14 protein-coding genes and 3 rRNA genes are annotated in these 21,710 nt (G+C 45.2%); 2 read left to right on the top strand and 15 right to left on the bottom strand.

Translation table 11 applies throughout. The features are described 5' to 3' along the window. Positions 1–267 precede the first annotated feature (267 nt). Positions 268–2,133, top strand: coding sequence for a sigma-54-dependent Fis family transcriptional regulator (locus ACYQ3Q_RS19450; protein WP_459930165.1), 1,866 nt, complete (start codon positions 268–270; stop codon positions 2,131–2,133). A gap of 180 nt (positions 2,134–2,313) precedes the next feature. Here ACYQ3Q_RS19450 and ACYQ3Q_RS19455 read toward each other — a convergent pair whose 3' ends face one another. From ACYQ3Q_RS19455 to ACYQ3Q_RS19510, 12 genes are all read right to left on the bottom strand, one after another. Continuing rightward, complete coding sequence (locus ACYQ3Q_RS19455) at positions 2,314–2,682, bottom strand: nitroreductase family protein (RefSeq protein ID WP_459930166.1); 369 nt, start codon at positions 2,680–2,682, stop codon at positions 2,314–2,316. A gap of 9 nt (positions 2,683–2,691) precedes the next feature. Then, positions 2,692–2,928: a nitroreductase family protein gene (locus tag ACYQ3Q_RS19460; RefSeq protein ID WP_459930167.1), complete on the bottom strand. Its 237-nt coding sequence runs from the start codon at positions 2,926–2,928 to the stop codon at positions 2,692–2,694. A gap of 28 nt (positions 2,929–2,956) precedes the next feature. Beyond that, the gene (locus ACYQ3Q_RS19465; RefSeq protein WP_459930168.1) at positions 2,957–3,370 is read right to left on the bottom strand and encodes a MaoC family dehydratase; all 414 of its coding nucleotides are present in this window, start codon (positions 3,368–3,370) and stop codon (positions 2,957–2,959) included. Positions 3,371–3,455: 85 nt separating this feature from the next. Then, positions 3,456–4,235 carry an enoyl-CoA hydratase/isomerase family protein gene (locus ACYQ3Q_RS19470; protein ID WP_459930169.1) on the bottom strand — a complete coding sequence of 260 codons (780 nt, stop codon included), beginning with the start codon at positions 4,233–4,235 and terminating at the stop codon, positions 3,456–3,458. 95 nt (positions 4,236–4,330) lie between these two features. After that, a complete protein-coding gene (locus tag ACYQ3Q_RS19475) occupies positions 4,331–5,197 on the bottom strand; it encodes a 3-hydroxyacyl-CoA dehydrogenase family protein (protein WP_459930170.1) in 867 nt (288 codons plus the stop codon). 85 nt (positions 5,198–5,282) lie between these two features. After that, the gene (locus ACYQ3Q_RS19480) at positions 5,283–5,708 is read right to left on the bottom strand and encodes an FAS1-like dehydratase domain-containing protein (RefSeq protein ID WP_459930171.1); all 426 of its coding nucleotides are present in this window, start codon (positions 5,706–5,708) and stop codon (positions 5,283–5,285) included. A 95-nt stretch (positions 5,709–5,803) separates the two neighbouring features. Further along, entirely contained in the window at positions 5,804–6,766 is a 963-nt protein-coding gene (locus tag ACYQ3Q_RS19485; protein WP_459930172.1) for a thiolase family protein, read from the bottom strand. 115 nt (positions 6,767–6,881) lie between these two features. Further along, positions 6,882–8,696 carry an acyl-CoA dehydrogenase family protein gene (locus tag ACYQ3Q_RS19490; RefSeq protein ID WP_459930173.1) on the bottom strand — a complete coding sequence of 605 codons (1,815 nt, stop codon included), beginning with the start codon at positions 8,694–8,696 and terminating at the stop codon, positions 6,882–6,884. Positions 8,697–9,355: 659 nt separating this feature from the next. Next, complete coding sequence (locus ACYQ3Q_RS19495; protein WP_459930174.1) at positions 9,356–9,667, bottom strand: hypothetical protein; 312 nt, start codon at positions 9,665–9,667, stop codon at positions 9,356–9,358. Positions 9,668–9,849: 182 nt separating this feature from the next. Then, positions 9,850–9,965: ribosomal RNA gene (rrf, locus tag ACYQ3Q_RS19500) — 5S ribosomal RNA — on the bottom strand. 238 nt (positions 9,966–10,203) lie between these two features. Then, positions 10,204–13,758: ribosomal RNA gene (locus ACYQ3Q_RS19505) — 23S ribosomal RNA — on the bottom strand. Between the two features lie 497 nt (positions 13,759–14,255). Beyond that, a 16S ribosomal RNA gene (locus tag ACYQ3Q_RS19510) occupies positions 14,256–16,017 on the bottom strand. Together the 16S, 23S and 5S rRNA genes form the textbook arrangement of a ribosomal RNA operon. 951 nt (positions 16,018–16,968) lie before the next feature. Here ACYQ3Q_RS19510 and ACYQ3Q_RS19515 point away from each other — a divergent pair. Further along, on the top strand, positions 16,969–18,153 hold the full coding sequence (locus ACYQ3Q_RS19515) for an N-acetylmuramoyl-L-alanine amidase (protein ID WP_459930175.1): 1,185 nt from the start codon (positions 16,969–16,971) through the stop codon (positions 18,151–18,153). Positions 18,154–18,245: 92 nt separating this feature from the next. On the opposite strand, the gene ACYQ3Q_RS19520 is transcribed toward ACYQ3Q_RS19515, so the two are convergent. The 3 genes from ACYQ3Q_RS19520 to ACYQ3Q_RS19530 all read right to left on the bottom strand — a co-directional run bounded on the left by ACYQ3Q_RS19520 (position 18,246) and on the right by ACYQ3Q_RS19530 (position 21,708). Continuing rightward, positions 18,246–19,853, bottom strand: coding sequence for a peptide chain release factor 3 (locus tag ACYQ3Q_RS19520; RefSeq protein ID WP_459930176.1), 1,608 nt, complete (start codon positions 19,851–19,853; stop codon positions 18,246–18,248). A gap of 281 nt (positions 19,854–20,134) precedes the next feature. Next, positions 20,135–20,917, bottom strand: coding sequence for a formate dehydrogenase accessory protein FdhE (locus ACYQ3Q_RS19525; RefSeq protein WP_459930177.1), 783 nt, complete (start codon positions 20,915–20,917; stop codon positions 20,135–20,137). A gap of 74 nt (positions 20,918–20,991) precedes the next feature. Then, positions 20,992–21,708 (bottom strand): formate dehydrogenase subunit gamma, encoded by a 717-nt coding sequence (locus ACYQ3Q_RS19530; RefSeq protein WP_459930178.1) that lies wholly within the window; start codon positions 21,706–21,708, stop codon positions 20,992–20,994. Between the last annotated feature and the right edge of the window lie 2 nt (positions 21,709–21,710).

Genomic DNA, 21,710 nt, shown 5'->3' on the forward strand with positions numbered 1-21,710 from the left:
CCAGAAGAGAATTTCTATTTGCTTATCTGCTTCCGTAAAATGTTGGTTGATGGTATTTATGAGTCAAATACGTCCAATTCCATCTTGTTGAATTTTTTCATATTGAAAACCAAAGAAATAATAGCTACAAAGCAAAAAGCTCAACACAAAAATAATAGCTTATCTTGGTTAACTGGTATATAATAAATAATTAATACTGAATTTTCAAACAAATCCTTAACCGTGATAAACGGACTAGTCTATCTCCAAGTATCTGGGGGGGATTGAATGCTGACTCATATTGAATGGGAGAAGTTCATTGAAAGGGGAAGTCTTACACCAGATATTCCACCTCTTATTCGCACTTCTTGGCAAAGGTCTAAGGAATCGAACGTTAACCCTTTTTTAAAAAGAGGACAGTTGAGCGTGAGCCCTCAAGATCTAAGTAATTATCAGAAGAGCAACCCAGCGTACTCAAACCTTTCGGAAGATATCAAGACCCAGATAAGATCTTATTTAGAACAATTATCAGCTAATATCTCCCTGACTAATAGTGATGGTCTAATACTCTACATGGACGGCGATAAAAAAGGGGTTGAGTATTCCACTAAGAACGGGTATGTGCCGGGAGCTATCTGGACGGAATCTTCTGTAGGGACCACTTGTACTGGAATTTGCCTAAAACTCAAAAAACCGGTTGCCACTCAAAGTTATCAGCATTACTGCTCGTTATTTCACCTTTTCGATGGCGCTTCTCACCCAGTCTTCTCTCCTACAAAAGAGCTTGCTGGAGTTGTTACAATTACCTGTGAAACTGGACAGGTTCCGGCCATTGTGACTATCGCTTGGCTGATAGCAAGTTTACTGGAAAGGGTAATGAAAGAAGCTGATTTAAGCAACCAGTTGTCCTGGCAGAAATCCTTTTCCGAATACCTGTTTTCAGAAATTCCGCGGGCCGGACTGCTTGTTGATGCCGATGATCGGATCATTTCAGCCAATTCCATGGCCAAGGCTAGTTTGGGGACAACCCCCGTGAAAATCAGCGAACTTGAAAATCATTGGCATCAAAAAATAAAGCTCAACAGGGATAACCAATCATTACGGTATCCAGTGATGAAAGATGAAGAAATCATCATCGCCTCCAATGCTTTAGGTGAAAAAAAAGTCATATGGTTTGAAAAAAGACCAGTTACAGAGAAACCCTTTAAAACTGCCATCGGATATGATTTCGCCGATCTTATAGGTGAAAGCAAATCCTTCCTAGATGCAAAGGTCATTGCTGAGAAGGTAGCTGCCAGTGACGTTAATGTTCTCCTGGAGGGCGAAACGGGAACCGGAAAAGAGATGTTTTCACAGGCAATTCATTATGCCAGTACTCGAAATAGCGAACCTTTAATCGCCATCAATTGCGGAGCTATACCCAGGGAACTTGTTGTGAGTGAGCTCTTTGGTTATGAGGAAGGGACTTTTACCGGTGCCAAGAAACACGGAAATGCCGGCAAGTTTGAGTTGGCCAACGGAGGAACGATATTTCTGGACGAGATTGGGGAGTTGCCCCCAGATGTTCAAGTCATCTTGCTAAGAGTTTTGCAAAATAGGGAAATAGTTAGGCTGGGCGGACATAAAGTAATTCCGATCGACGTAAGGGTTATCGCCGCGACTAACCAGGATTTGCTCGCCGAGGTACGCCAAGGTCGCTTTAGAATGGATCTGTATTACCGGTTAAATGTGGTTAAGATTACATTACCGCCGCTTCGACAGCGTCCAGAAGATATTCTATCTTTTTGGAAGCGGTTTCTGACAGATTCTTGTTACCGGTTTAAGAAAGAAGTCCCGGAAACCACCATGGCAGTGCAAAAAATTCTTTGCGAGTACAGTTGGCCCGGTAATATCCGGGAATTACAAAACACGGCTGAGAGAACTGCGGTATTGGTCAATGGCTCCATTTTGCCTGAGCACTTGCCTTTTGAAATGGCCCAAAAGTTAAAGGCACCTGAAGCTGGAACTTCGCTGAAGGTATTGGAAAGAGAATCTATCGTAAACACGTTAGCCATAGAGAATGGCAATAAAACCCAAGCCGCACAAGTGCTGGGCTTAAGTAGACCGACGCTCTATAGAAAGTTGAAAGAATACAAATTATTAGAATTTTCCTAAGAGCTTATTTCAACGATTCCTTGTCCGCTGGCTTTCTGATCGTTTAAGACTCCGCTTTTTTAGGGTAATTTACCATGTCCTTAGCCCGGCTATGTTAATATGATGCCGGGCTTTTTACTACTTGTTCTCAGACACCACCAGGACTTTGCTCTGAGTCGATGCTATTTAGAATGACGTTGATTATAGTGAATTATGCATTAAAATGATTTCCTCTAGAGCTATCCTAGGTCTGGGTGCGGGGTTTTGGTCCGGAAATCCGACTGGCATTAACGCGGTAATAATGATGTTTTCTGGAAGGGCAAGAATTTGTGCGATTTTCTTGGCCTTCATTAATTGGACAATGCAAGTCCCTAATCCCAAAGAAACTGCTCTCAAGGCCATGTTCTCCATCGCAATAGCCACATTGAGCATGGCATGGGGAATATAGCTATTTAATGCTTCCATATCTTTAGGTTTATCCAAACCGGGGTAGTTTTCAAGAGCTTCATGCTCCATAGTTCCTGTTTCTATCAACTCCTGAACTCTTTTCCTAGTATCTCTATAAGTCATTAAGTCAGCTCAGCATACAAGCAAAACTGGGGCTTCACTCAAATGCTTTTGGTTGTACGCTGCTGCTTGAATCTGTTGTTTTGCAACTTGATCCCTTACCACGATAAACCTCCAGGGTTGGTGATTAGTTCCTGAGGGAGCCAAACGAGCAGCTTCCAACAGTTCATAGACTAATTCATCGGAAACTGGATTTTGCGTATATTTCCGTATACTACGCCTATTCATAATTGCTGTTTCTACATCCATCTTTTCCCCTCCGCTTCATTGCACAAACCTATTTATTTAGCGCCTTAAACGTCACCACTGCTGATCCCGTCAATACTTCTTCTCCGTTAGCTTTAGTCACTATAAGGTCACATTTTACTGTATTAGATAGAATTTCCTTAATACTACCAGAAAAAGCTATCCGTTCTCCAACTCGAACCATATTTTTAAACCGAACTTCAAAACTCTTAAGGGTTCCTTCTTCACTCATCCAGTCTGTCAGCATGGCTCCCAGTTGAGCCATAGTCAACATCCCGTGAGCTATTATACCGTCAAATCCTGCTCTTCGGGCAAAATCATCATCTAAGTGAATAGGATTGAAATCACCCGCAGCCTCCGCATACTGCCTTAATTGCAGATCAGTTGGGCACCATTCCCGACTTGGGAGCGAGTCGTTAACCTGATAATCCCAAAGGTATTTCACCTTTACCCTCCTCACCCTCGTATTATTTGAACTTGATCATCTCGTTTTCTGGAAGTTATCTCCAGAAGAACTCTCCTACAATTACCTACCTTCCCTGAAAGTTCGGCTTACGCTTTTCCATAAAAGCCTTCATACCTTCTTTTTGATCTTCGGTGGAGAACAAAATACTGAAGCATCTTTGCTCATACTGAAGCCCTGCTTCCAGGTCCATTCGCATCCCTTCATTTACGCAAGACTTGGCCATGCGTAAAGCCACAGCCCCTTGGCTCGCAAAGCGTTTAGCCATTTTTCTGGCTTCCTCGAAAAGTTCTTCAGCGGGAACTACTTTATTGACCAGACCAATACGACATGCCTCCTCAGCACTGATAAAGTCACCGCTAAAAAGTAACTCTTTGGCTCTGCCTGCTCCGATGAGTCTTGGCAAACGCTGGGTTCCTCCGCATCCGGGCAAAATACCTAGTTTAATTTCCGGCAAGCCAAATTTAGCCGTGTCAGCGGCAATACGTACATCTGCCACTAAGGCTAATTCACACCCACCGCCCAGAGCATAACCTGCAACCGCTGCAATTACCGGTTTGGGCATATTTTCGATGGCGCTAAAAGCACGGTGTGCAGATTGGTTATCTGTAGCAAAATCAACCGTAGTTGCTGTAGCCATTTGATCGATATCTGCTCCGGCTGCAAACACTTTGTCGCCTCCGGTGATAATGACTACCCGTATAGAATCATTCATTCCCAGTTCCATAGCGACTTCGCCTAATTCCATAATAACTTGATTGTTTAAGGCATTTAACACCTTAGGTCGGTTAAGGGTTATTGTTCCAATTCCATCGTCGATTTGCACTAGTAGCGTCTCATATTGCATCTACTCAGTCTCCTTATTTCGGATATTTGATGTCAGATTCTGACGTTTGTCGCCTGCCTTTTCTGAGGAGATACTCATTGTATCTACGGGGAGTGTCAATCGTATGAGTAAAAACCCTTCTTCGTCTTTCGGCCCCATTCTTTTTTAACGAACTTTTCTACTACCAGTGGTGAAGGCTTATCTTTCGGATCATGGGTTTCTTGATAGCGTTCCATAGCAATGTGGTAAGTAAGATCGATACCAGCCAAATCCATCAGTTGGAACGGACCCATTGGATGACCCAAAGCGTTAACAACCGCTATATCAATAGCTTCTGGGCTAGCAATCCCGATGTCAACAAGGAACATGGCCTCCTGATTGATGGCCCCCAAAATTCTATTAACCAAGAAACCGTAGATTTCTTTCTTTAGTAAGACAGCGACTTTGCCCAGCTTTTTGCACAAATCCATAGTTACTTGTGCGGTTTCTATAGAAGTATGCGGTCCTTGTACAACTTCAACAAGTTTCATAACCAGTGCAGGATTGAAGAAGTGTATGTTGCACACTTTATCTGGACGTGTTGTAACATCAGCGACCTTGGAACTTACAATAAAAGAACTATTCGTAGCTAAAATTGCATGCGGAGGTGCTATCCTATCTAGGTTCTCAAAAAGCTTACGTTTAATGTCAATTTTTTCAATCGCAGCCTCGATCACATAGTCAGCATCTCCAGCCGCTTCCTCAAGGCTTAAGGTAAAATGAAGATTGACCAAGGCTCGATCAGCTTGCTCCTGAGTTAATTTTCCTTTGACAATTCGCTCCGGTAAGTAGGTCCGGGCAAAGTTTTCTGCTTTATCAAGCATTTCTTGGCTGATATCTGTACAGATAACATCATACCCAGCCATCGCCGCACATAAAGAAATCTGGTGCCCCATATTACCTGCTCCAATTACACAAATCTTCTTGATATCATTAATGTTCAATTTCAAGCACCTCTTCAAATATTATTAGCTCTCACTCTTTATTAGTCGATGTGGTCATTTGATCGATTTCTGCTCCGGCTGCAATCTACTCAGTCCTCCGATCAGAGAATATCACTGTTGAACTCATTGAAAAAACAGGTTCCCCCGCATAATTACGCCCCGTGGTCTCAACTATGACAAAAGTCATCTTGCCAAGCTTTACGGACCGCTCAAATACATCCTTGATCCGACGAGTATAGACAAGATAGTCCCCAACAGATACAAGTTGAAAATAAGTGAATTTTTGTTCTCCATGAATTGTTCCGGGTTGAAACAGATCGATCCCTTCAATACTACCCTTCATAAAGGTTCCAAAAAAAGTGGGAGGCACCCGATTTTTAAAGGAAATACCCACAGCTTCAGCAAACATGCGAACTGCATCGGCTTCGATCCTTACCCCAACAGGTTTACTTTCCCGGCCAATTAAATCTTTGCCAATTATGTTTACCACCTCCACTTTTGAGATTCTCACCGTTTGAACGTTTCAACTTGCTCCAATCGTGAGACTCGATGTTAACCTTTGTTGAAACAAGTTCACTGTTAATCCCTCAAAAAAAGGTGTTATTCTTAATCAAGATACTGTTCTAAAATGATTGCTGTAGCCGGACCACCACCACCGCAAAGAGATGCACAGCCAAACCGAACACCCCTACGTTGCATCTCATGAAGCAGTGTAACTACTATGCGGGCCCCCGTGCAACTGACTGGATGCCCTAAAGAGATACCTGAACCATTAGCATTCACTTGATCCATATCCAAGTTTAGTTCTCGATTTACTGCTAAGAACTGAGCTGCAAATGCTTCATTGATTTCCCAGTACCCGATATCCTTTAACGTTAGGTTGGCAAAATGTAAGGCACGTTTTACGGCCGGGACGACTCCAATCCCCATAATTTTAGGATCAACTGCCGTTGAGGCAGTAGCAACAATACGCGCGAGCGGCTTAATTCCAAGTTCCTTGTTGGCCTGACAGGCCCGTTGGTGGCTGAGTAGAGCTAATTCATCCTGTTCCTCGCGGCTAATCTTATACATTTTCGCTAGATTTTCTGCCGTAACCCCCATGTGGTAGTTGTTAAAGGCGTCAATCAGTCCGTCATTAAACATGGCATCAACAACCTGCGCAGAACCCATGCGATAGCCATTTCGTGCCCCAGGCAACAGATAGGGTATATTTGACATACTCTCTGGTCCGACAGCTGCACCAACTTCCACCTTGCCCAAAATAATTTCCTGAGCTAATATTTCTGTAGCTCTCAGAGAAGATACGCATTGCTGATTAACTGTTACCGCTACTGTCTCAACTGAACAACCTGATCCTAAAGCGACCTGCCGAGCTGTATTGGGTTTGCATCCCGCCTGATTGGCGTGTCCTGCTACTACCTCTTCGATTTGGCTTGGCTCAATCCCAGCTTTGTTTAACGCAGCCTTTAGAACTATTATCCCTAATTCGACGGCCGAAAGTTCTTTCAAAGAACCCAAGAAATCACCAATTGGGGTACGCATCCCACTTACGATAACTACTTCACGCATACAAATCTCTCCTTAATCTACTAGCTTTCTTCAATTCTCATCCTCTCCCACCAACACACTACAAAACCTTCATATTCGTAATCAATGGCGCATGAAAAGAGAAACAAACAATATACTAAAAAGCCTCTTCTGGAATGTCTAGCGCGGAGCTGTCCTCCTCTTTAATGACCCGGACCGTAGCCATAACGTCTGGAACAATATTTCTAACATAAAAACATGCGCTGAAAATCTTGCCTTTATAAAAAGACTGTTCAGAATTGGCTTCAGTTAATTTGTTCTGGGCCACCAAAGCCTGTTGCATTAAGAGACAGCCGATATACAGTTCAGCAGTAACCCTAAGAACTCTGGTGAAATACAGAGGAACAAGGCCCGGAGTCTTCTTTAAGTAACCTTGCATCACTTCCAGTAATTCCTGATAAGCTAGGACAGCTTGAATGAGAATTTCAAATTCCTTAATGAAGTCGATGTTATTCTTGTGTATATTAATAAATTGCTCTAGCTCAGCGAGCCACTCGTTGAATATGCTGCCATTTTCAAGTTTCCATTTACGACTTACCAAATCCAAGGACTGAATATAATTGGTGCCTTCCCAAATGGAGTAAATCTTACTGTCCCTAGCCTGGCGCGCTACCGGATACTCTTCAGTAAAACCGTACCCGCCGTGCACTTGGATGGCCTCAGCGATAAGAGTCCAAGCCTGATCTGAACAATAAGCCTTAATCAGGGGCGTAATTATTTCAATCCTACGATTGGCTTCCCTGACGTCAGCATCATCCTGACCAAAGGTAATCTGATCCATATAGTAATAACCTTTAAAAACCATCGCCCGCATACCTTCCAGCACGGCCTTTTGTGTTAGCAGCATGCGTCTGACATCCTCATGCTGGATAATTGGAACCCTGCCTGCCTTAGGATTGCAGAACAGCTTCCCCTGTACACGGTCCTTAGCATAGGCGACTGCATTGTTGTAAGCAACTGTGGCTACTCCTAGAGCGCTGTGCCCAGTGTTGATCCGGGACTCATTGATCATCTTAAACATCTGGGCCATCCCTTGCCCCAAGCCGTTGGTATCTGGAGGTTCACCAAGAAGAAACCCCCTGCAGGTGCTTTCTTCACCGAAACTTAGGACAGCAGTTGCAGACCCCTTAAGTCCCATTTTCTTTTCGATTCCAACTGTTGCTACATCATTCGCTTCTCCAAAACTTCCATCGTCGTTAACCCAGATCTTTGGTACAATAAATAGGGATAGACCTTTAGTACCTGCTGCCGATCCGTCAATCCGAGCAAGTACTAAGTGGATAATATTCTCAGTTAGGTCATGGTCACCCGCTGAAATAAAGCATTTTGTCCCCTTAATTTTATAGACTGTAGGGTCTTCCGTCGGGTAGGCTTTAGAAAGCATATCACCCACGTCGGAGCCACCTCCGGGTTCGGTTAAACACATGGTACCAGTCCAGACACCCTCAAATAGTTTCGGAGCAAACAGTTCAACCTGTTTTTGAGAGCCGTAGGATTGAATGACTGTGGCTGTCTCACTAGTCAGCCCTATGTAGGTTTCTAAACTCGGATTAGCTGCTAGTAAATACTCGTGTACAGCACCGAATAAAATATTTGGCAGAATCCCTTCCCCTTCCACATCTTTGTTAGTTGAACCCCAGCCGTTCTTCTGGATAAATTGATAAGCGTGATGAAAGGAACTCGGTACGATCACTTTACCTTCGCTAAATATCGCCCCTATTCGGTCACCATCATCATTCGTCGGAGCAACTACATCCTTGCAGACTTTCAAGGCCTGGTCAAGAATCTGATCTACATCGTCCACACTTAAATAATCCTTGAATCGGTCCCAGCCAAAGATCTTTTCTCCCTCCAGCCATTCCTTAATAATAAATTTGTGATCCCGGTTATGATAAATAAAGTTACTAGACAAATATAACTCCCCTTTTTCCCCAAATTTATCAACATCGACCCTTTGGCGGTGGCTGTTACACAAGCAATATCCTATTTATATTAAACTAGGAAGCGATAAGTAATATCGCATGAAATAATTTTAGATTGATCGATTAATATTTTCATCACCCCCCTTTTAGATATGTATAAACACTTATGCAAATTTCGTACCAGTAAATAAACATGCAAAAAACAAGCTCTTATATCCTCAATACAAAAGAAATGTTAGACAATGTTATTAATTTTTCTAAATGTTCCGGTATGTTTGATATAATCCACAAATTCATTTTGTAAATATATGTTACACTGTCTCAGGATTTTACGCTCATTTGACAATTCTAATAGTCTAAGAAATCACCTCGCCCTGGCCTTCCTGCGAATGAACAGTTAAGGAAGTTTTAATACAACCTAAAGGATAACACAGACACAAAAAAGGGGACGTAGCGAAACTTAGTTTCGATACGTCCTCATCTTGCTTGTTTACCTGAAGATACGATAGGCACGATAGTCTCCAGTGGAGAGTATCGCCGAAGCCGCGATCCCAAAAGAATACTTAGCGGCGTAGGATAGAGTATCGCCGAGCCACCCACCCAAAATGAACACTTCGTGGCGAAGGAAAGCTTTTCGCCACACTGCGACTCATAACGCAGGCTCCTGCAGTGTGGATCCTACTTTCCCAGGGGCTATGCCCCAAGTATCATCGGCCCTGGAACGAAAGGCACGATAGTCTCCGGTGGAGAGTATCGCCGAGCCACCCACCCCAAAGGAATACTTCGTGGCGAAGGGGAGCCTTTCGCCACACTGCAACTTGTAACGCACGCTCCTGCAGTGTGGATTCTTAACTTCCGTGTTCGATATACGAAAAGCACGATAGTGTCCGGTGGACAGTATCGCCGAGCCACCCACCCCAAAGAAATACTTCGTGGCGACGGAACGAGCTTTTCGCCACACTGCGACTCATAACGCAGACTCCTGCAGTGTGACGAAAGACGGATGAGACTTTCGCCACATTGCGACTCGTAACGCAAACTCCTGCAATGTGGATCCGAACGGGTGGAACCCCGGTACCTCGTTCTACAGTATAACTGACACAGAAAAGACTACCTCGTTAGAGATAGTCTTTTCGCTTGTTTACCTGGCGATGACCTACTTTCCCAGGGGCTATGCCCCAAGTATCATCGGCCCTGGAGGTCTTAACTTCCGTGTTCGATATGGGAACGGGTGGAACCCCTCCGGCATGATCACCAGATGCGGAATCGAAGTCCGATGTCCGAAATCCGAAGTCCGAATTTGTATGTTTTCTAAAGAAAACAGGATAAGGAATTATCCTTAACCGCTGTTCTCTCAAAACTGCACAGAGTCTATTATCTAGTAATTGTCGTTAGAATTTGAGCCACTTACCTAGTTTTGTTAGCAATCTCGAAGTCCTCCGTCCTCAACCGTCCGTCCTTTCGGACCTCGGACTTCTGACCTCGGACCTCGATTATTAGGTCAAGCCCTCGACCTATTAGTACCAGTCAGCTCCACACGTCACCGCGCTTCCACACCTGGCCTATCAACCTGATCATCTTTCAGGGGTCTTACCAGCTTACGCTGTGGGAAATCTCATCTTGAGGTCGGTTTCGCGCTTAGATGCTTTCAGCGCTTATCCGCTCCGAATATAGCTACCCAGCTGTGCCTCTGGCGAGACAACTGGTACACCAGGGATTCGTCCATCCCGGTCCTCTCGTACTAGGGACAGATCCTCTCAAATTTCCTGCGCCTGCGACGGATAGGGACCGAACTGTCTCACGACGTTCTGAACCCAGCTCACGTACCGCTTTAATGGGCGAACAGCCCAACCCTTGGGACCTACTACAGCCCCAGGATGCGATGAGCCGACATCGAGGTGCCAAACCTCCCCGTCGATATGGACTCTTGGGGGAGATAAGCCTGTTATCCCCAGGGTAGCTTTTATCCGTTGAGCGATGGCCCTTCCACTCGGTACCACCGGATCACTAAGCCCGACTTTCGTCCCTGCTCGACTTGTTGGTCTCGCAGTCAAGCTCCCTTATGCCTTTACACTCTGCGCGCGATTTCCAACCGCGCTGAGGGAACCTTTGGGCGCCTCCGTTACTCTTTAGGAGGCGACCGCCCCAGTCAAACTGCCCACCTGATACTGTCCTAATCCCCGATTCAGGGGACCTAGTTAGAACTTCAGTACAAAAAGAGTGGTATCCCACCGTTGACTCCACCAAGGCTGGCGCCCTAGCTTCTCTGTCTCCCACCTATCCTGTACATTTTATACCAAAATCCAATGTCAAGCTACAGTAAAGCTCCATGGGGTCTTTCTGTCCTGTCGCAGGTAACCCGCATCTTCACGGGTATTACAATTTCGCCGAGTCCCTCGTTGAGACAGTGTCCAGATCGTTACACCTTTCGTGCGGGTCAGAACTTACCTGACAAGGAATTTCGCTACCTTAGGACCGTTATAGTTACGGCCGCCGTTTACTGGGGCTTCAATTCAAAGCTTCGCCCCGAGGTTCCAAACCCGATTCTTCGTTCGGTTCTTTTCGAACCTCGAACTTCGAGCCTCGAACCTCGAGACTAACCTCTCCTCTTAACCTTCCAGCACCGGGCAGGTGTCAGCCCCTATACATCTCCTTTCGGATTAGCAGGGACCTGTGTTTTTGTTAAACAGTCGCCTGGACCATTTCTCTGCGGCTCTTCTTGCGAAGAGCGCCCCTTCTCCCGAAGTTACGGGGCTATTTTGCCGAGTTCCTTAACGAGGGTTTTCTCGCGCGCCTTAGGATTCTCACCCCATCTACCTGTGTCGGTTTACGGTACGGGCACCGGGTTGCTCACTAGAGGTTTTTCTTGACAGCTTGGAGTCGGTTACTTCGCTACTCATTTTCGCTCCCCGTCACGTCTCAGACTTCTCGCAGGGCGGATTTGCCTACCCTACATCCTACTCGCTTGGGCCAACTCAACCAACGGTTGGCTTAACCTATCCTTCTGTGTCACCCCATTGCTCAAACGCTTCTCGGTGGTACTGGAATGTCAACCAGTTGTCCATCACCTACGCTATCACGCCTCGGCTTAGGTCCCGACTTACCCTGGGCGGACGAGCCTTCCCCAGGAAACCTTAGATTTTCGGCGGACAAGATTCTCACTTGTCTTTTCGCATACTCATACCGGCATTCTCACTTCTATTCTCTCCACCCAACCTTACGGTTGAACTTCGCTGATAATAGAACGCTCCCCTACCCCTCAGAGGTCAGTTGTCAGAATCCAGAAGCCAGATTATTTCCATTTTTGGTGAAGAGTATATAACTGTTTGCCCAGTTCATCATATCGTTCAAACAATTTTGCAAATACAACTTCTTGGATATAACCTAGATCTTTTGCTAGTTCTAACAACACCTTGGTTTCGTCTTTCGACCCTTGTGCCATTGCAATTCAGTAATCAGATGTCGGATACCAGATATCAGATACTTGTTCTGACCTCTGGCTTCTGCCCTCTGTATTCTGGAATTCCAAGTTCGTACTTTTCAAAGTCGGGGAATTTTAAGGTTAGTTTGTGGACTTCAAGTGCCAATTCATAAGATATTTGATACACTCTTAGATCACGATAACTTTCTATCATACTACCCTCATTTTCCGACTTCTGGCCTCTGTCAACTGACCTCTGAAGCCATAGCTTCGGTGATACACTTGAGCCCCGTTACATTTTCGGCGCAGAACCACTCGACCAGTGAGCTATTACGCACTCTTTAAATGGTGGCTGCTTCTAAGCCAACATCCTGGTTGTCTGTGCAATTCCACATCCTTTCCCACTTAGTGTATACTTAGGGACCTTAGCTGATGGTCTGGGCTGTTTCCCTTTCGACTATGAAGCTTATCCCCCACAGTCTGACTCCCAATCTAAATCGTATGGCATTCGGAGTTTGATAAGGTTCGGTAACCTGGTAAGGCCCCTAGCCTATTCAGTGCTCTACCGCCATACGTCATCAATTGAGGCTAGCCCTAAAGCTATTTCGGGGAGAACCAGCTATCTCCGTGTTCGATTGGCATTTCACCCCTACCCACAGCTCATCCCCTGCCTTTTCAACGACAGTGAGTTCGGGCCTCCAGTGGGTTTTACCCCACCTTCACCCTGGCCATGGGTAGATCACACGGTTTCGGGTCTACAGCATGTAACTATTCGCCCTTTTCAGACTCGCTTTCGCTTCGGCTCCAGCTTCTCGCCTTAACCTCGCTACATACCATAACTCGCCGGTTCATTCTACAAAAGGCACGCTGCCAGCCGAAGTCCGAGGTCAGATGTCCGATGTCCGATGCATGTACTCCTTTTAAGAATACCTGGATCGGACTTCGGATTTCGGACCTCGGACCTCGACCTACAACTGCTTGTAAGCGCACGGTTTCAGGTTCTCTTTCACTCCTCTTCCGAGGTGCTTTTCACCTTTCCCTCACGGTACTTGTTCGCTATCGGTCGCTAAGAAGTATTTAGCCTTGGGAGGTGGTCCTCCCTGTTTCCCACGGGGTTTCACGTGTCCCGCGGTACTCAGGATTCCCTCACAGTTTGATTCCCTTTCGTTTACAGGGGTGTTACCTTCTCTGCCCGAACTTTCCAGTTCTGTTCAGCTAGGGAATCATTCCTAATAGAGGGTCCTACAACCCCCTACCCGAGATCAGAATTCCGATGTCCGATGTCCGATATAAGCATTCCTCTTGAGATTCAGCTTAAGCTCGGACTTCTGACTTCGGACCTCGGATCTCGAGTAGGGTTTGGGCTGTTCCCGTTTCGCTCGCCGCTACTCAGGGAATCGATTATTCTTTCTCTTCCTCCGGGTACTTAGATGTTTCAGTTCCCCGGGTTGCCTTCGTTAACCTATGTATTCAGTTAACGATAACCGGATATGACTCCAGTTGGGTTGCCCCATTCGGGTATCCACGGATCAAAGCCTGCTTACGACTCCCCGTGGCATTTCGCTGTTAACCGCGCCCTTCATCGACTCTTAGCGCCTAGGCATCCACCGTACGCCCTTAGTAGCTTGACCTATTGATCGCTACTTCTAGGTTTATTTGAAACTTACGTTTCAAAGTGAATTCTTTCGACTTTTTACTAGATTATTTCCTCTATGCAGTTTTCAAAGAACATTACGCGATGCGCGAAGTTCGAGGCGCGATGTTCGAATCGAAGTTTTAGCCTTTGGGCTAAAACAAGATCGTTATCTTACTTCTATATTCACGTTCGCTGAAAAATATAGGATCGGTAGTCAAGCATTTCTGCTTTAACTTCAATCCCGTCTGACTGAGTTTCCATTTCACAAAACCCTTCGTCCAACTCCCGTTATCCTTTCGGATCTCGGACATCGGACTTCGGACCTCGATCATCTGGTCTCTCAAAACTAAACAACAGCTCTTACCAATGAGTTGCCGATCCCTCGGCATGAGTCTTGCGACTCTAATGATCTCTCGCCAGACTCGCGTCCTTTAAAAGAATCGACCCTTAGGATTGTCGTTTAAAGCCTAAGCTCTAAACAGTTCTCCTTAGAAAGGAGGTGATCCAGCCGCACCTTCCGATACGGCTACCTTGTTACGACTTCACCCCAATCATCGGCCCCACCTTCGACGGCTAGCTCCAATCCAGAGGTCAGAACTCAGATGCCTTTTCAGAGATCGGTTATCAGAGGCCAGATGTCAGATGCATGTAGTCTATTTAGACTAACTCTACTCTGACCTCTGGCTTCTGACCACTGACTTCCGTCTTGGCTTCTGCCCTCTGTCCTCTGGACCGGTTACCTCACCGGCTTCGGGTGTTGCAGACTTTCGTGGTGTGACGGGCGGTGTGTACAAGGCCCGGGAACGTATTCACCGCAGTATGCTGACCTGCGATTACTAGCGATTCCGACTTCATGCAGGCGAGTTGCAGCCTGCAATCCGAACTGAGACCGGCTTTCTCGGATTTGCTCCACCTCACGGCTTTGCTTCCGTCTGTACCGGCCATTGTAGCACGTGTGTAGCCCAGGACATAAGGGGCATGATGATTTGACGTCATCCCCACCTTCCTCCGGTTTATCACCGGCAGTCTGTCTAGAGTGCTCGCCTTCACGCGTTAGCAACTAAACACAGGGGTTGCGCTCGTTGCGGGACTTAACCCAACATCTCACGACACGAGCTGACGACAACCATGCACCACCTGTCTCTACGCTCCCCGAAGGGCACTCCCTAGTTTCCTAGAGATTCGTAGGATGTCAAGCCCTGGTAAGGTTCTTCGCGTTGCGTCGAATTAAACCACATGCTCCACCGCTTGTGCGGGCCCCCGTCAATTCCTTTGAGTTTCAACCTTGCGGCCGTACTCCCCAGGCGGAGTGCTTATTGTGTTAACTGCGGCACAGAAGGGGTCGATACCCTCTACACCTAGCACTCATCGTTTACGGCGTGGACTACCAGGGTATCTAATCCTGTTTGCTCCCCACGCTTTCGCGCCTCAGCGTCAGTTACAGTCCAGAAAGTCGCCTTCGCCACTGGTGTTCCTCCACATATCTACGCATTTCACCGCTACACGTGGAATTCCACTTTCCTCTCCTGTCCTCAAGATCCCCAGTTTCCGATGCACTCTCAGGGTTGAGCCCTGATCTTTCACACCAGACTTAACGATCCGCCTACGCGCCCTTTACGCCCAATAATTCCGGACAACGCTTGCCCCCTACGTATTACCGCGGCTGCTGGCACGTAGTTAGCCGGGGCTTCCTCCTTGGGTACCGTCATACTGACTCAATATTTTCAAATCAGTCATTCTTCCCCAAAGACAGTACTTTACAATCCGAAGACCTTCATCATACACGCGGCGTTGCTCCGTCAGACTTTCGTCCATTGCGGAAGATTCCCCACTGCTGCCTCCCGTAGGAGTCTGGGCCGTGTCTCAGTCCCAGTGTGGCCGTTCACCCTCTCAGGCCGGCTACTGATCGTCGCCTTGGTAGGCCTTTACCCCACCAACTAGCTAATCAGACGCGGGTCCATCCATAATCGGTAGCATACTCAGAGGCCACCTTTCCTTAAACGCTGATGCCAGCTTCTAAGATTATCCGGTATTAGCCCTCGTTTCCAAGGGTTGTCCCGGCTTTATGGGTAGGTTACCCACGCGTTACTCACCCGTCCGCCACTCCGGTTGTCAGATGTCAGAAACCGGATGCCAGATTAGGGTTTTTCCCTTCTGGCTTCTGGCCTCTGTCATCTGACTTCCGGCGTTCGACTTGCATGTGTTAGGCACGCCGCCAGCGTTCGTCCTGAGCCAGGATCAAACTCTCCAAAAAAAGTTATTCAAACTTCTATTATTGAAGAAGATGATTCGCTCATGATTTATTTTGAAACTCTTGCGAGTTTCTCTCATTGGCTGTCCTTGTTGTTTAGTTTTCAAAGACCATGACTCTTTAGCCGTTTTGCGGCCGGATTTACATCTTAGCATTTCCAACTCTCGTTGTCAATAACTATTTTTCTCAGTTCTGATCAAGTTGCGTGAAGCCTTGGCTCCTTGCATTTTCGATCACCGTGCGTCTTTGGTCATTTGGGCCGGATGTGTATTTTAGCACTTCTAAGTCTTGTTGTCAATAACTAATTTCGCTCAGTTATGATCGAACAGATCAATTGTTAAGCTTTACTATTCGATCACTATGCTCCTTTTGTGACGCTCGGTTATAATACCATCTTTGACAAGATGATGTCAATTATTATTTCACAATATACTTTTTTTATGCAGGTTCTCTAGAATTATTAGTGAACTTATCCAGTTCACTAGCAATTATTCCTGAATGCTAACCGCTACTCCCTAGCGAACTATAATAATAATCCACCGAGTCCGTACAATATCATAAAATAAACAATTACTGACACGCATTCTCTTCTTCCAATGATGATGCCACTTTGCGCCTAAAAATTGCCCTAAAAAATAAGCCCCGAATAATATGGGAGAGGTCGTCCATTCCCACCCAAGATCGAATCGTATACGAAGCAACATAATCACGGGAACCGGTAAATGGACCGATAAAAACCATTGCCATGTAAACTTCTTAACATTCCCTCTCCAATACCCAAAGGGGATATTTAACAACAACACTACGATTGAAACGCTTACCCAAATCAAGTGTCCCATCCCCCAATTTCTCAGAAATCTTTTCAACGATTATCTTTTCTAAATTAATGTTTACGAAACACCTTCTTGCAATATACATAAACAGATTACTCTCTCGAGAGGAGTGTGCAAATGTATGTTTGAGAAGTCGATCGTATTTATTATTCGAAAGATCTCGGTTTTAGGTGTCATGATTGCGGTGATCATTTTAATTATCGGAGCTGAATCATTGCAATTGACCTCTACAGTGTCTTCCAGTCTAAAAGATAAAGTTATTGTTATAGACCCTGGACACGGAGGTGCTGACCCAGGGGCTCAAAATTCTGAGCTCAAAGAAAAAGACATTAATTTAGATATTTCTTTACGCTTAGGAAAGGTTTTAGATTCAATGGGCTGTATAGTAATACTAACACGCGAAGTTGATAAAGATTTTTTTCTCCCAGGGTTTGTCCTAGGGCGTATGGCTAAACGAGTAGAGTTAAACAACAGAATTCAGATAGCTACTGAAAGTAATGCCGACGTATTTGTTAGCATTCATGCCAACAGTTTCCCCCAACGAAATTCCTACGGGATGGAAACCTATTACCATCAAAATTCTCCGTCAGGAAAAGTATTGGCGGAAATAATCCAAGCACAGCTTACGCAGCTTCAACCCGATAACAAGCGTAAAGCTAAGGCAGGAGATTATTATATTATTAATCAATCCGAAATGCCCTCAGTCATTGTAGAAGTAGGATTTATGTCTAATCCTCGAGAAAGAAAACTCTTGCTGTCGGACAATTACCGTGACTCAATCGCCCACGCGATAGGTACTGGCGTTGAGCATTACTTTAATGCCTTTCCACTAGGTGTTCGAGAAAGCTCAACAACATTAGCACACCAAGAAGGTCCTCCCTTAACTCGCGGTGATGCCTATAAACTCTACTTTTCAAACGACAACTTAGAAACCCTTGTTTCTGAAGATCGTTTAATTGATAGATCATCATGGTCAACACTAAATCTTGCGCAAAAAGCAAATCTTATCCTAATTCAACTCATTCGAGGCCCTCAGTCCGACAAACTCGTACCTACACTTGCCTCAACAACCAAGATACTTTCCTTAACTGTTCAAAATGGCCTAGCTACAATTAACTTTAGTAAAGAGATCCGGGATGATTTTCCCGGTGGGGCCTTAGAGGAGGATATTACTATAAGATCGATCGTTTGGTCTGTGATGCAAATCCCCGGAATTAACGGAGTTTGTATTCTTATTAATGGTGAACGTGGTGAATCCATAGGAGGGCATATCTTCCTAGACCATACGTTTACCGCACAACCTTGAAGTCCAGAATATGTCACGCTCAAGTAAAAAGGTTAATGTTATCCTAGCGAAGACAAATGGTCTAGGATAATCTTAATCCTAGACCATGGTTTTTAATTTACATCTATACCTTTACCCTCCGGTTGCATGAAAAACTCGATCTCATAACGATCACTTAACCATTTTGCCTTCCATTCATCCAATAACAAAACTGCATAGTTTTCGTCTTTATCTATCACGACGGTACTCATACTCGATTCTGTCAGCAACTTAACCGTCTTAGGATCGCTTTTTACCCAACGTACGATTTCAAAGGGTAGGTGTTGAATATCCACCTGGACTCCATATTCTTCACGCAAGCGGTACTCTAACACTTCAAATTGTAATTGCCCTACCACTCCGATAATCGGAGCCTCAACTCCAACGTTAAGATCTCGAAAGACGTGAATGGCCCCTTCTTCCTGTAATTCCTGAATCCCCTTAATGAATTGTTTTCGTTTTAAGGCATTTGCAATATTGATGCGCGCAAAATTTTCAGGGCTGAAGAAAGGCATTGCCTCAAACTGAAGTCCATCCTTTTCTGTGAGAACATCTCCGATTCGCAAAAGTCCACTATCATGAACCCCTATTATATCCCCCGCAAAGGCTTCATCAAGAATTGTTCGTTCCTGTGCAAACAACTGCTGAGGCTGAGCAAGACGAAGTCGGCGATGGGAACGAGTATGAATCACATTCATACCTCGTTCATATCGGCCCGTGCAAATCCGGATAAAGGCGATACGGTCGCGGTGTTGTGCATTCATGTTAGCTTGAATTTTAAAAATATACCCTGAAAAACTGGGAGTTTCGGGGTTTAAATGACCTAGATTTGTGCTGCGCGGTTGTGGGGCAGGGGCTAGTTCTAAAAAACTATTCAAGAAATTAGGTACACCAAAGTTATTGAGCGCACTTCCAAAAAACACTGGTGTCACTTCTCCCCGATCAACTCGTTCCTGGGAAAAAGCATTTCCTGCCATATCCAGAAGTTCAATTTCCTCGTAAAGTTGAGTGAGTAGAATATCTCCGATCCCTTCCTGTACTTTTGGATCGCTGAGAGCACCAGATACCGGTGGCTTAGCACTGAATTTACTACTACCTTCCACAAACCGCTCAACCTGCTCTGTTTGGCGATCATAAATTCCTTTAAAATCAGGGCCCATACCAATAGGCCAATTCATCGCATAGGATTCGACCCCTAAGACCTTTTCTACTTCATCCATTAGATCAAGAGGATCTTTCGCATTACGATCACATTTATTAATAAAGGTAAAGATTGGAATTCCCCGTTGACGACAGACCTGAAACAGTTTCTTGGTCTGAGTCTCAACCCCTTTGGCTGCGTCAATTAGCATTACCGCACTATCCGCAGCTGTCAACGTCCTGTAGGTGTCTTCACTGAAATCTTGATGTCCTGGAGTATCAAGAATATTGATAACATACCCTTGATACTTAAATTGGAGGGCACTTGATGTAATAGAAATCCCCCGTTGCCGTTCGAGATCCATCCAATCTGACGTGGCATATCGTTCTGCTTTTCTGGCTTTGACTGACCCGGCTTCGTGAATCGCGCCTCCGAAAAGCAGCAGCTTTTCTGTTAATGTCGTCTTTCCCGCATCTGGATGGGAAATGATGGCAAAGGTTTTACGAGCATTAATTTCTAATTCTAAATCCGTTTGGTTCAATTTCTTTAACTCCTTAATTATCGTTTGTTAATACACCTTATTCACAATTTATCTCTTAGTCCATGAACACTTGACTTTTAAATTTATAAAGATTAATTATAACACGCCCTGGTCCATTTCCTCAAATCTATTATTTTGTAGTATAAAACGTAAAACACACAGAATAACCGTTTTTTGATAAACCATCTAATTAAGCTGAACTTCAGACAAATAATAAAGAAGCGCTCAAAATTTCGAGCGCTTCTTTTTGTAGTTGGTTAAGGGTTTATCGAACATCAATCCTACTGGACGTCTCCAGCTAGTTTTGCTTGTTCTGCAAACCATTGTTCCGCTGCGTAATTTAAGGACAGGGTCCTCAAATCTTCCCAAACAAAGTCTTCGACGGACAACACGCGCAAGTCCACCTCTTTGAAATACTGACCACAAGCCTGGCAAGCCACTATATCAACACCTGGAAAATCCTCCGAATGAAGGTAAGTCTGTTCAGAGGCTTCTTCACTCCCACAGCAAATACATCCGACACGCTCCGCTGGCCATTCATGCCCGCACAGTATACAGTGCAAGTAACGATTACCGTTTGGCGGAGTGAGTACTGAAAGCCCTGCTGCCTCACCACAGACTGGGCAGGCCCTGCTTTTGCACGAAACTTTTTTGGAATGATCTTCAGCTTGATTATTTACAGTATCCTTTTTCGGTTCCGCGATCGTTTCGCGAGAAAGTTGTGCTACGCCGCTTAAGGCGATATACAAGCGACTTAACATTTTTGTGTCAGTTGCGGGTCGAACCGCTTTAAATTCATTCCACCGTTCCCTTAAGTCCGCCTCTGAAACTACTACTCCCTCGACCCGATTCAACCTTTGCCAAAGTTCTAAAACCGCCTCTTCCGGTAAATCCACCAGGGGATAGTAAGGGGGAGTCTCCGTAGGAATCAATCTCTCCCACCAAAAGTTACCCCGCTCGTCTTGCCAGCTTCTGACTTCGTTCTTAAGAAGGCTATAGGTCTGATAAGCTTGCTCCATAGTTATATCTTCAGCTACATCCATTTTATGCATATTTTTGTTCATTTGTAGGAGCTCCCCTTACATTCATTATTTAGCCAACTGTGAGTAATCCGGACTAGACTTATCTCTATTTCCGATTATTTCGCTACTGTTTCGGTACAATCTTGTTCATCTTTCACTCTGTCATACCATTTGGCATGGTGCGAACGAGCGAACTTTGTGGGTACATAACCATTGATCATGCCTGAAATGGAAGGGTTTGAATCCGGGTGTAATAGTCCTAAATACATATGCCCAATGACAGCTGCTGTCATCATAAACATAGAGAGATCGTGTACTGGATATGCCCAACGGACTAAACCAGGGGGGAAAGATGGAGCGAACCACAGCACAATCCCACTGAGCGTGATGAAGACAGTACCGAAGATGGTAATCATCGAGTTGATTTTTTCCCCCCCATTATACTTATCTTGAGGTGGATAAGTACCGTGTCCCCCGAAGAACTCCTTAGGAAATGCCATGACGTGTTGCAGATCTGATTTTGTAAACTTAAAGACTGACCTTAACCACTCCCAGTGATGGCGGGTATTTCCAACAATGAACATCAAACCTACAACTACCACAAACACAACTGCTACAACACGGTGAATCACTCGAGCAGCTTGAATCCCACCGACGATACCCATTGCAGGTTGGAAAAAGGCGCTGAGCACTCCCAGTCCAGTAAAGAGCAATACAAAGAAGGCAATGGCATGAACCCAGTGACTAATGCGTTCTCCTTTAGTAAAACGCAAAACCTTATTTGGTCCAATCGTCTTTTGGGTTGGATTATTGGTATTTATTTTGACCGCCATTA

Source organism: Desulfosporosinus burensis (assembly GCF_054657535.1).